The organism is Caldisphaera sp. (assembly GCF_023256325.1).
Lineage (GTDB): Archaea > Thermoproteota > Thermoprotei_A > Sulfolobales > Acidilobaceae > Caldisphaera.
Genome location: NZ_JAGDXI010000009.1, coordinates 1 through 12,339, shown reverse-complemented (window position 1 = coordinate 12,339; position 12,339 = coordinate 1). Strand labels below are relative to the sequence as shown.

At 30.0% G+C, this 12,339-nt stretch carries 13 protein-coding genes; 8 read left to right on the top strand and 5 right to left on the bottom strand.

The features are described 5' to 3' along the window. Positions 1-141: 141 nt before the first annotated feature. Both Q0C16_RS01305 and Q0C16_RS01300 read right to left on the bottom strand, forming a co-directional pair. On the bottom strand, positions 142-468 hold the full coding sequence (locus Q0C16_RS01305) for a TA0938 family protein (RefSeq protein WP_292319237.1): 327 nt from the start codon (positions 466-468) through the stop codon (positions 142-144). Next, complete coding sequence (locus tag Q0C16_RS01300) at positions 465-1,376, bottom strand: C2H2 type zinc finger domain-containing protein (protein ID WP_292319236.1); 912 nt, start codon at positions 1,374-1,376, stop codon at positions 465-467. Before Q0C16_RS01300 ends, Q0C16_RS01305 begins: the two co-directional genes overlap by 4 nt. A 552-nt stretch (positions 1,377-1,928) precedes the next feature. Here Q0C16_RS01300 and Q0C16_RS01295 point away from each other — a divergent pair. The 4 genes from Q0C16_RS01295 (at position 1,929) to Q0C16_RS01280 (ending at position 3,977) form a co-directional block, all read left to right on the top strand. Beyond that, a complete protein-coding gene (locus tag Q0C16_RS01295) occupies positions 1,929-2,534 on the top strand; it encodes a DUF998 domain-containing protein (protein ID WP_292319235.1) in 606 nt (201 codons plus the stop codon). Between the two features lie 66 nt (positions 2,535-2,600). Beyond that, on the top strand, positions 2,601-3,089 hold the full coding sequence (locus Q0C16_RS01290; RefSeq protein WP_292319234.1) for a peroxiredoxin: 489 nt from the start codon (positions 2,601-2,603) through the stop codon (positions 3,087-3,089). Between the two features lie 150 nt (positions 3,090-3,239). After that, positions 3,240-3,533, top strand: a complete 294-nt coding sequence (locus tag Q0C16_RS01285; RefSeq protein WP_292319233.1) for an antibiotic biosynthesis monooxygenase — start codon at positions 3,240-3,242, stop codon at positions 3,531-3,533. A gap of 93 nt (positions 3,534-3,626) precedes the next feature. Continuing rightward, entirely contained in the window at positions 3,627-3,977 is a 351-nt protein-coding gene (locus tag Q0C16_RS01280; RefSeq protein ID WP_292319232.1) for a DUF488 domain-containing protein, read from the top strand. Here the strand turns inward: Q0C16_RS01280 and lysA are convergent. From lysA to hutU, 3 genes are read right to left on the bottom strand one after another with little or no spacing between them, the layout of a single operon-like run. Continuing rightward, positions 3,972-5,165, bottom strand: coding sequence for a diaminopimelate decarboxylase (gene lysA, locus Q0C16_RS01275; RefSeq protein ID WP_292319231.1), 1,194 nt, complete (start codon positions 5,163-5,165; stop codon positions 3,972-3,974). The two genes, Q0C16_RS01280 and lysA, sit on opposite strands and share 6 nt — an antisense overlap. A gap of 35 nt (positions 5,166-5,200) precedes the next feature. After that, positions 5,201-6,601 (bottom strand): aromatic amino acid ammonia-lyase, encoded by a 1,401-nt coding sequence (locus Q0C16_RS01270; protein WP_292319230.1) that lies wholly within the window; start codon positions 6,599-6,601, stop codon positions 5,201-5,203. Between the two features lie 11 nt (positions 6,602-6,612). Then, a complete protein-coding gene (hutU, locus tag Q0C16_RS01265; RefSeq protein WP_367117871.1) occupies positions 6,613-8,226 on the bottom strand; it encodes a urocanate hydratase in 1,614 nt (537 codons plus the stop codon). A gap of 210 nt (positions 8,227-8,436) precedes the next feature. Here hutU and Q0C16_RS01260 point away from each other — a divergent pair, with 210 nt between their 5' ends. The 4 genes from Q0C16_RS01260 (at position 8,437) to Q0C16_RS01245 (ending at position 12,308) form a co-directional block, all read left to right on the top strand. Beyond that, on the top strand, positions 8,437-9,339 hold the full coding sequence (locus tag Q0C16_RS01260) for an agmatinase family protein (protein WP_292319228.1): 903 nt from the start codon (positions 8,437-8,439) through the stop codon (positions 9,337-9,339). Continuing rightward, positions 9,332-10,555 (top strand): imidazolonepropionase, encoded by a 1,224-nt coding sequence (hutI, locus tag Q0C16_RS01255; RefSeq protein ID WP_292319227.1) that lies wholly within the window; start codon positions 9,332-9,334, stop codon positions 10,553-10,555. Before Q0C16_RS01260 ends, hutI begins: the two co-directional genes overlap by 8 nt. A 61-nt stretch (positions 10,556-10,616) precedes the next feature. Then, positions 10,617-11,819, top strand: coding sequence for a thermopsin family protease (locus tag Q0C16_RS01250; protein ID WP_292319226.1), 1,203 nt, complete (start codon positions 10,617-10,619; stop codon positions 11,817-11,819). Positions 11,820-11,897: 78 nt separating this feature from the next. Next, positions 11,898-12,308, top strand: coding sequence for a DsrE/DsrF/DrsH-like family protein (locus tag Q0C16_RS01245; RefSeq protein ID WP_292319225.1), 411 nt, complete (start codon positions 11,898-11,900; stop codon positions 12,306-12,308). The last annotated feature ends 31 nt before the right edge of the window (positions 12,309-12,339 follow it).

Here is a 12,339-nt window from a genome sequence, read left to right as displayed (position 1 = left end):
ATAAATCTTATAAGTATTAGTCAATTTTTAAATTTTTTTAACAAATATAATATATAATAGTTCTAAAATTTAATTAAAGTTATTTCAAATTTTACATATCTATCTTTACAATAAAATGATTGTTTTTTAAATTTCTTAGTTTTAGGCATTATTTAATTCTTTTAATTCAATTATGTCTCCTTCATCTGAAAACTTAACGTAAAATTTATATGATCTTTCACTATCTTTTGCCTCTATTGTTCTACCTTTATAAAAATTCCCTTTTATATCTATATAATCTATTTTATTAAGTTTTCCTCTTTTCTTTGCTTCATTAATAATATTTTTAAATGCCTTAGCACAAATATCGCAACAGAAGAATAAATTATCACCCTCTATTATTTCATAATGATTTCCCCAAGTTCCTCCACATAGAGCACAGCCAGTCTCTTTAGTACCAGCATGATATCCGTTAACTACAACTATCATTGTCTTATCACCTCTATTATTTCAGGTTCAAACTGCATTGCCCTTTCTAACCTTGCAAAAAGATATTTATCTAAAGCCTCTAGAGACTTTAAGACTGTTACCTTAATGTTTTCAACACTTTTCCTTGTATCTGCATATTTTTCTATTAGATTTAATGCTTCTGCAGCATGACCCACATCAGCTTCATAGCCTTCTCTCAAGAAGTCCTTAACTTCCTTACTATATTTATCAGAACTTAGTATCTCTGTGTTGAAATAATGTATTTTTGCGCCATAATTTTTATTTGATCTATCAGCAGCTATTTCTAAGCTGTGCATTGCAGCCATCGTCTCTATCCATGGTCTATTTAGAGCAATATGTCTCCACGTTTCAATGGACTCTTTTGTTAACGGTAAAGGATCTGTGGAAAATATTATCTGTCTGGATAATCCTAAACTTTCTCCCATTCTTATCAACAACTCATAATGCGATGGTTTACCATTTATACCTAAATATTCTGTTGAAATGTTTTCAAGCTCATATTTTATTACATCTTCTTTATCTGTGTTAAAAACTATTAACGATAAAACTTTAACCCAATTTTGCAAAAAATGTCTATGCTCTAATACATAACCTAGCAGTATTCCTCTTGTGGGCTTTTGCATGGCTAACATAAACGGATGAGGTTTATCAGAATAAAACTTTTCAATAAACCTTCTTCTAATCCATGTAGACAGGCTTTCTGGTTTTTCAAAATAATTGTATAGCCATGCTTCTAGTTCTTCTTTTTTTATTTCTTTTTGCGAAACGTTTCTATTTAACCACATAACGTGTTGAGGATCACTCTTTTCATTAGCTATCTTTTCTATATGATCTGAAATATCCAGCCAAGAATCTGCTTCGAATCTACAAACCGGACAAATAGGCATGATAACCCTCTTTTTTAAAAGCATTTAAAATTCTTAAACTTTCGTTATAAAAACTTCAAATCAGATTTTAATTTTGCTATCCTAATAATATAAAAGTAAAATACGATAGAAATCTCATTCATTAGAGCCTAATTAAATGTTTTAACTTGAATGGAGCTATAAACATTTTACCTATACTCCGAGTCCCTAATAGATGGAAGTGGAAGTCAACTCCTGTTAAGAGATTGAGGTAATGGGTTGAAGACCCAGCCCATGGTTACCGTTAAACAATTGGAGCGATGTAAATAATTCCCACTAGCTATGAAACAAAGAAAGTGAAGGTGGTAAACCACAAACCTATGATCTGTCCTGAGGGAATCCTTTGCCCTTCAGGGCGGGAAGGAGGTCGGCTTAATAAAATGTTATGTTTTTGATTAGCATCTTTTAACTCAGAAATACAAATAATATATGAGATAGAATTTAAGAATAAGAAGTTTGAGTTCAATTCATAAAGGTGTAACACTTAAAACTTTGGAGAACTCTTGCCCTTAAGAATTGAAGGAGGTTAACAATATGGATAGATTTAATACTATGATAAAATATTTTAAGTATTTTTCTTATTTAGCGATACTATCTTCATGGATTACTATATTGATTTCTGTTTATTTTAACCCGTGGTTCAAATTAACAAGAAATGCTCTAAGCGATCTTGGCGGTGGAAACCTATTAAGTGGACATCCACCACCTAAATATCCTTTTATTTATAATTATGGCATGATAATAACAGGTTTGTTTATGATATTATTTAGCATATATATAATCTATATATCAAGAAATAAAATTGAAAACTCTGGCGGCACAATTTTTTCTATTTCAGGATTATTTTTGATATTAATTGGCATATATCATGAAGGCACTTATCCTCATGATTTTGTATCAATGTGGTTTTATATAATAACTTCATTTTCTATATTTTTTATTGGTATTTCTATTTTGGCAATAAAAAATTATAAATATGGTTTAACGTTAACTTTGTTACCAATTATATCATGGTTAATTTATGCATTTGCTGATTTTAAATCGGGAGCCGAAGGAGAAATTTTTGGAATAATAGTAATTCAAATATCTGTAATAATTTACTTGGTTAGTTTAAGGCATTATAAATTCAATAGAAGATAAATCAACAAAACTTCATATATATTAATTTTTAATACTTCATCCAGGATATAATATTTGGTGGATATCATGAATGAATTAAACATTGGTGATAAATATTTAGATTTTAGTTTATATAATACAGATTTAAAAGAAATTAAGCTTAGTGATATTTTTAGTAATGGAAAACCCGTGGTATTATTATTCTTCCCGGGAGCCTTTACAAGCGTATGCACAAAAGAACTTTGTACTTTCAGAGATAAGATGGCACTACTCAATAAAGCAAATGCTGCAGTTTTTGGCATAAGTGTTGATAGTCCATTCTCGCTCTCAAAATTTAAGACAGAGAACAAATTGAATTTTGATTTATTGAGCGATTATAACAGGGAAGTTATTAAACTTTATAATGTAGTGCACGACGATTTAGGCATTATAGGATTACCTAAACTCAAACAGGCAGCCAAGAGAGCAGTTTTTATTTTTGACAAAAAAGGTAATTTAGCATATAAGTGGATTTCTGATCATCCGGGAAAAGAACCTGATTATGATAAAGTTATTGAAATAGTAAATAGTTTATAATTTTTATTTATATATAATTTTTATAACATCTTTTTTGTTAAATTTTCCTTTCTTTTTTAAATTTTTTATCAATGTAATCAACAACAATTAAAAACTAAGCTCAACTAAAATTATAAGGAGCTATTGTAATATTAGAAATTGGTGGGATAGATGATAAATGTAGGATTATATTATAAAGTTAAAGAAGGTCATGAGAAAGAATTCGAAAGTATTTTTAACGAAATGGTTAAGGCCTTTAAAAACAGTAATATTGGATTTATAGATGGAAAACTTTATAAAAGAGTTGATGAACCAAGGGAATACTTAATTTATTCCGAGTGGAAAGATTTAGAATCTTTCAAAAATTTCATAAAGAGTAGAGAATTCAAAAATGCAACAGAATATGGAGCAACAATTTTAGAAAATAAGCCTTATCATAGAATATATAAGGAAATAAACGAATAATTTTTATAAAAGGTAACAGAGACAATATAAACACTTATCTTTTAAAATACTAAAAGTTAATACTTTTAAAGAATTATTAATATTGGTGAAACTATGATCAAATTAAAAAGGGTTTATGATAAAGCATCTCCAGATGATGGTTTAAGAATTTTGGTTGAAAGATTATGGCCAAGAGGAATTAAAAAAGAAAATGCAAAGATAGATTTATGGCTAAAGGAGGTTGCTCCAAGTAATGAGTTAAGGAAGTGGTTCTCACATGACCCGCTAAAATGGCTAGAGTTTAAAGAAAAATACTACGAGGAACTAAATAAAAATAGAGAAGCTATTGAAAAGCTCCTAGACATAGTTAAAAATAAAAAAGATGTTACATTAATTTATTCGTCAAAAGATAAAGAGCATAATAATGCTGTTGCACTAAAAGAGTATTTAGAAAATTTATTATAAATTATCTAAACCCTTGTATTTACCCACTATATTTTCTAAACTATCCCTTTCTCTTATGCCAACAACGTTGTTTTTCTTTAAAATTACTTCAGCTGGTATAGGTCTTAAGTTATAGTTTGATGCCATTGATATTCCATAAGCACCTACATCTAATATTGCTATGTAATCTCCTACTTTAGGCCTTTTTAATCTAACATCTAGAGCTATGTAATCGTCTGATTCGCATATAGGACCAACAACATCATATGTTTCTTCTATATCTCCATTTTCATTTAACAATTTAATCCTATGGAATGCGTTATATAATGCTGGTCTAATTAATGAGTTCATACCTGCATCTATTTGAACATATTTTTTACGCCCGTCTATTTCCTTAACCCCATTTACTCTAGAAATTAGTACAGATGCATTAACAACCAAGTACCTACCTGGCTCGATTCTTAATTCCTTGTCATAAGGAAATTTATCATGAATAACACTAGCTATTTTATCTGTATCTATATGTTCTCCTGTCATATAATTATAACCAAATCCTCCACCAATATCTATGAAATCTTTTTTCGATAGATTATCAAAAATCTTAATCATTTTATCAATTAACATTGAATAGGGTTTTTCATCCAATATTCCAGAACCTATATGAGCATGCAATCCATTTATTTCTATGCCTATTTCTTTTGACTTCTCTATTAATTTATTTAAGCTTGAAATATCTACACCAAATTTAGAATACGCTTTACCAGTCATGACTTTTTCGCTAAATCCAGCTTCTATACTTGGGTTTATTCTAACTCCATAATTCTTAAATCTTAATCCTTTAGAATTTTCTAGCATATCTAATGAATCAAGAATTAAAGTATCAACGCCATAGATACTAGCAACATTTAATTCTTCTTTAGATGCATTTGGCGGTGCAAATGAAATATCCTTTCCATTAAACCCAATTTTTTCAGCCAAAATAAACTCATATGGAGAAGCTGCGTCGATTCCAGACCCTAAACCTTTTAACAATTTTAGTATAAAGGGATTGTAGTTCGCTTTCATTGCATAAAATATTTTTAGTTTATTAAAGTATTTTTTAAATGAACTTTCTATCTTTCTATAGTTTTTCTCAACAATATCTAAATCTGTTATATAAAGTGGGGTACCATATTTTTCTGCTAAATTGACCATCAATGAATTGTCCAATCATGTTCCCCTCATTTATATATTAATTAAAAGCTTTAAAAGAAATAGTTTAATAGTTCTGAGTATTTATTTAAATCACCTTTATTAATGAGGTATTCATATGATTTCTCTAATAAATCTTTAGGATCCGGTAAATCTTTTTCTTCATTAAACATATTAATAGCTTTTTCTATAGAAACAAGCCTTAGAAATAAACCATTAATTTTCATCAATTCTAACGAAGAGTTAGGAGCCATAGATACTACATCTTCCTGCGTACCGCTGGTAGGTATAGAATGAGAGGACATAGAAATGCTAGATCCTCTTGAATAAGCACTTATTGAAGCTGCTGTATATTGCATTATCATAGCGCCTACAACACTTTTTTCCTTTAAAAGAAAGTCGCTTTTTCTATTTATCTTCCCATCTAAGAGCTGAGAAATCCTCCTTTCCACAGAATTCATAACAGGTATTGCAGCCGTTTTTAAAAAATCGGAAATAATTCCGGAATATATAGCGTGGAATTGACATGCATGATATACGTTACCTGAATAAATTATAGGGTTATCTGATGAAGAATTCATTTCATTTTTCAAAACTTCTTTACTAAATCTTATAGTATCAAATAATGCTCCATATATTTGAGGAATACACCTAATGCTATAAGGATCTTGCAGCCTGGGCGTATCTAAACATGGATTATTTAACTTTTCAATTACTTTCTTTACGCCTGGTTGCTTTTTTGTTTCATAAATAGCCTCTGAATAGTGTTGATTATTACAACCCGATAAATAAAGTGATTCTTTAGCTACATCTAAAGACAAATTAAATATTTTTTCAATAACATATGTATTAATTAAACTCATAGCAGTACTAAAAGCATTGCTGTTAATTAAAGCAAGTGCTTCTCCTGGTTCTAACTCGAAAATTTCTAGTCCACTGTTATGCAACGCATCATTACAACTGACTTTTTCATTATTATAGTATGCAAAACCTTCTCCATATATTAAGCATCTAAATATTCTAGATAAAGGTGCTAGATCTCCGCTCGCCCCTACACTACCTAGAATTGGTACAATAGGTATTATATTATTATTAATTGCATCTCTTAACCTTTCTATAACTTCAATTCTTACTGGTGAATTCCCTTTACTTAGTTGAATTAATCTAACAAGCATTGTAGCTTTTATTAGCAAGCTTGGGGCATTTTTTCCTATACTAGTATCATGCTCTCTCAAAATTATTTTTTCCCTTTCTCTGTTGTGAACGTTTTGTTTATTAATTAGAGCCCCTAAGCTTGTTGAATAGCCATAAACGTTACCTTTCTTTGCTTCTCTTTCATAAATTTTTCTAGATTCAATTATCTTATTTTTTAATTCATCACAAATTTCTACTTTATTAAATAAAAATTCCTGAAAAAATTCGTCAAAACCAATATCTTTACATATTAAAACCAATATAGACACCTTTAACATTTGATCGATGGAGACTTTATTCCTTTTTTACACAGTGTTTCTTTTGCAATATCATAACCTGCGTCTGCATGTCTTACGACTCCAATACCAGGATCAACGGTTAATACTCTTTCAGCTCTTTCTAAGCTTTCTTCACTACCATCTAATACTAAGCCGAATCCTGCATGTATTGAATAACCAATCCCTACCCCTCCTCCATGATGAAATGCAACCCATGTTGCCCCAGCTGAAGCGTTTAACAAAGCATTTAATATAGGCCAATCTCCTATAGCATCGCTTCCATCTTTCATGGCCTCAGTTTCCCTATAAGGACTTGCTACACTTCCAGTATCGTGATGATCTCTACCTATCCACATGGGCCCTATTTCCCCTAGTTTTACAAGCTCATTCATTAATTTCCCAAATTTTGCCCTTTCTCCATATCCTAAATAAACGACTCTTGCTGGTAACCCTTGGAATTTGATATACTTGTGTGCTTTTTCAATCCAGTTTACCAAAAACTTATTTTCACTAAACATAGCAATTAGCTCATCATCTAGCCTGTATATATCTTTGGGATTGCCTACTAAACTCGAATATCTAAATGGACCTCTACCCTCTGCAAACAATGGTCTTATAAACAAAGGAACATAACCCGGTATTTGGAAAGCGTCTTTAAATCCAGCATCATAAGCCATTCTTCTTATATTATTCCCATAATCAAATGCTATTGATCCTCTTTTTTGAAACTCTACCATAGTTTCAACTGTTTTCCTCATGCTTTTCATTGATAGTTCTATGTACTTTTCTGGATTGTTTTGCCTTAATTTATCAGCTTCTTCTAATGTTAAGCCCTCAGGTATATAGCTTAAAGGATCATGGGCAGGTGTTTGATCAGTAACTATATCTGGTATGAACCCTCTCCTCAACAATTCAGGATATATTTCTGCGGCATTCCCTAATAGACCAATGCTTATTGGTTCTTTCCTTTGTTTATATGTATTAGCAATATCTAATGCCTTATCAATGCTATCTGTCCATGTATCTAAATATTTAAACCTAATTCTTCTTTCTATCATTTTCTTATCAACTTCCACTATTATACCTATTCCACCATTCATTGTTATTGCTAAAGGCTGTGCTCCACCCATTTCGCCTAATCCAGAACTCAGTATTATTTTCCCTTCTAAAGAACCATTAAAGTATAGTTTTGATGCAGCTGCGATCGTTTCATAAGTACCTTGTATTATACCTTGAGAGCCTATATAATTCCATGATCCTGCAGTCATTTGCCCAAACATTGTTAAGCCTCTTTCCTCTAATTCTTTAAAATAATTGAAATCAGCCCATTTTGGAACAAGCATTGCATTACTTATTAAAACCCTTGGAGCATATTTGCTAATTTTAAATATAGCAACAGGCTTACCGCTTTGAACAACTAGAGTTTCGTCTTCTTTTAATTCCATAAGAGAATCCGCAATACTTTCAAACGAGTTCCAATCTCTTGCTGCTTTACCTGTTCCTCCATAAACAATTAAATGCTCTGGATCCTTTGCTACATCCGGGTCTAATACATGAAACAGCATCCTTAAAATACCTTCTGTCTGCCAACCAGATTTAGTATGCATTTCCCAACCTTCTATATGACGAACTCTTGCCTTTTCTTCAGGATTATAATAGCCTTCTTCTATTAGCTTTAAAATAGGTCTTCCTTCATATCTTCTTAAAGTTTCATTGCTTACCATAATTAACACCAATTTTTATAAGTAAGATAAAAATATAAATATTTCATTAAAAGGTATTAAATCACAAATTAATAAAAAATAATAGGTGAAAGCATGTATTTGGAAGAGCCAAGCAATAGTTTTATTAGAGATGAAAACGACATAAAAATAAAAGACTTAGAAAAGAAAATACCATTGATAGGAATACCATGGGACTGGTCTACTGGAGGAAGGCCTGGAGCAAGATTTTCTCCGCAAGAAATTAGAAAAGAGCTTTATAGTTTAAGAAGCGATGTATATAAAATTAGAGAAATAAAATACGGATTCAAAGATTTAGGTAATGTAAAGGTAGTTCCGGGAGATGTGGATGGCACATCACATAGAATAATAAGTGTTGCAGAAAAAGCCTTTTCTGAATATACTCCAACAGTATTTTTAGGTGGAGATCATTCGATAACTAAAAACATACTTATTGGTTTAATTAATTTTTATAAAAAAATTGGTTTAATTGTTTTTGATGCTCATTATGATCTAAGAGAAGTAAATGAAGGGCTAACTAGCGGCTCTTGGTTAAATGAGCTATTAAAATCTTATAAGGAAAAATTTGAAGTGATCCAAATTGGAATATCAGATTATTCAAACCCTCCATACATGAAAAAAATAGCTGATAAATTTGGGATAAAGGTTTTCTATAGGGATCAAATAAGTGAAGGTTTTGATATCATATTTAATGAAATAAAAATGATTAAAGAAAAAACTGATGGCTTATATATTAGCATAGATATGGATCATTTAGATCAGTCCTTTGCACCAGGTGTTAACAGTCCAACAGCTTTAGGAATGTACCCAGATGAAACGATTAAAATAATTAAGGAAATTGTTAAAAATGTAAATCTGTTAGGTTTGGATGTAACAGAAATAGCTCCACCCTTTGATTTAAACAATATGACAAGTAGATTGGCTGCAAAGCTAATATTATATACATTAAATTATTATATAGGGAATAAAAATGAATAATGTAGATTTAGTAATCTATAACATAGGAGAGGCAGTTTATTTTAAAGAGCCTATAAGGAAAGTCAATGACGAAAACACAAAAATGTTTAAGGATTTTGGAATAGCAATTAATAATGGGAAAATATTTGATATTGGAAGCTCTGATTATATTTTAACTAAATATAATAGTAAAAACAAAATCAATGCTGATAAAAGGCTTTTGACTAGCGGATTTGTTGATATGCATACCCATGCAATTTTTGCAGGAAGCAGAGAAGATGAATTATATAAGAAATTGTCAGGTATAAGTTATTCTCAAATATTAAAAGAAGGAGGGGGAATATACAAAACAGTTTCTATTACAAAGAATGCATCCGAAGAAACTCTTAAATCAAATTTAGAAAAAATATTAAAAAAATCAATATCATTAGGTACAGTTGCTATAGAAATAAAATCTGGTTACGGTTTGGATTTAGAAAATGAACTAAAATTGCTACGCGTTATAAATAGTTTTAAAGAATATAATATAATATCTACATTATTAGCTCATGTAATTCCAAAGGAATTTGACGGAGATGAATATGTTGACTATTTTATAAACAAAATAATTCCTGAAGTGAAAAGGCAAAATCTAGCTAAGTACGTTGATGTTTTCTGCGATGAAAACGCATTTAATTTAGAACAGACTAGAAGAATATTTAAAGCTGCCTTAAAATATGGTTTTAAGCTAAGAATGCATGCAGATCAAATAAAGTATATTGGATGCTCAGATTTAGTAAAAGAGTTTCCATTAAGTTCCATAGATCATTTGGAAAGTACCCCCCAAGAAAAAGTAAAGGCTTTAAGTGAAACAGGTTCAGCTTTAGGCCTATTGCCCGCTAGCGTTATAAGTATGCTAGATAATAAAAAACCTGCTATTGATTCGATGAGAAATAAGGCTATAATAGCTTTAGGAACTGATTATAGTCCAAATAATCCTATGATTTCAATGCAAACAGTTTTTGATTTGGCCATTTATTATTTAAATTTTAAGCCAATAGAAGCTTTAGCGTATTCAACAATAAACTCTGCATATAGTTTAGGATTGAATCATCTAGGAAATATAGATATAGGCAAAGAGGCCGATCTAATAATATGGGATGTAGAAAACTTAAACCAATTGGGTTATTATTGGGGTTATGATAGAATAAATACTTTAATTTATAAAGGAAAAATTATTAAAAGCCAGGAAAACTAAGTAAATATTAGATGAGAGAATGATTAAATTAATATTAATTATAATGCTATTCATAATATTAATGTCATTGAATGTAGCTAAATCAACAAGTGTTGGAATAAACGATAATGGAACTGTAGTAACAAACAATGGTACATTAACTTATGGATACTCAACAAATGGCTTGTTAGGCATATTTAATTTTTATAACGGCTCATTTTACTCTTTAAGGCCAAGTTATACTTATGGTTTTAGCCTACAATTAAATGCTAATGTTAACATTTCTTTAAATACTACGCTATGGATTCAATCTATTGCAAGGATATCAAATATTGATAACACCTATAAAATAGAATTTTTAGACAACGTTTGGAATGTCACCCAACAAAACACTACTTTAAACGGAGTAAAGGGAAATGGTAATATTTATAATAATGAATATTACGCTTATGAATATCCAGAAACCTTTGTTTCCAAAACACCTTTTACAATAAAAGAATATGTTTATATAAAAAATTCAAGCCATCCGATAATTGAAATTTACTTTAATTTTATTAACTCAACTTACCAATCTGGAGAAACCTTATTAGATAAAATAATCGTAAATCAAATGTCTAACAATCCTGTTTTTCTAATAGGTCAAATGGGTGGATCAGCTCCTCAAACTGTTAATAGTTTATTAGAACCCTTCGTTTTACAATTTGTTGTTGCGGGATATTCAAAAGGATCTCAATTACTTGTATTTAAATGGCATGCGTCTATGAAACTCTTTTATTTATATAATAATTCATGGTATATTATCCCTTCAGCATATCAGGATAGCCCAACTGATTTTGCTGGGGGAACAACGCTTGAAAGTGTTAATATGTTAAACGGCATAAATGAATATTTTTTAAATAATACCGTTATACAAATAAATGGAAATTTAAATCAAAGTGCTTTATGGATTCCGAGCGTGAAAATATTAAACAGCACTAACTATACAATAGAACTAAATCCTCCAACTCTATGGGATTTAACCATAATTGGTAATAACTTTAACAAAAGCATAATTGGCAACATAACAAATATAACACTGATAAAGGGTAAATATTTAGTTTATGCTAGTTTAAAAGCCGGTGGAAAAACAATAGAAAGCTTTTTTATTAATTTAAGTTCAAACAATACAATAAAGTTTAATACAAGTTATTTAGAACAATTTAATTCTTTAATTTATATAAGCGGATTTATAGTCATGCTTTTAATAATAGCTATAGTTTTAAGAAAAATTAAGAAGAATTTATAGATTCAGACAAAAAAATATATATTCTCTATGTAGAAAAAATTAAAAATTTCTCTATAAATAGATAGATATGGTGATAGCATGTCTCAGAAGGTCTCTATATTTATGATATCTCCAACTGTTGAGAAATTGCTCTCTTTAGCTGTTATAGTATCAGGGGCAGTTGCTGAAGATATGGATGTCTATGTTTTTTTGAGCTTCTCTCAAGTTGCATTCAAGAAAGGTATGCCGGAAAAATTTGATAAGATTGGAAAAGACTACGAAGAATATAAACAAACGGCTGTAAATTATATGATGGAAAAGAAGGTTTCATGGTATTCTATGCTAAGAGATGCAAAATCAACTGGCAAGGTTAGAATAGAAGCTTGCTCTCTTGTTGCAGATATGTTAAAACTTAAAAAAGAGGATTTCGATCCACTAGTTGATAGCATATCAGGCGTTGGAACATTCCTAAATGAAGCTTCTAAGTCTGATGTTGTTCTATATATTTGAAATAATAAATAACAAAATAAAATATTTTAAT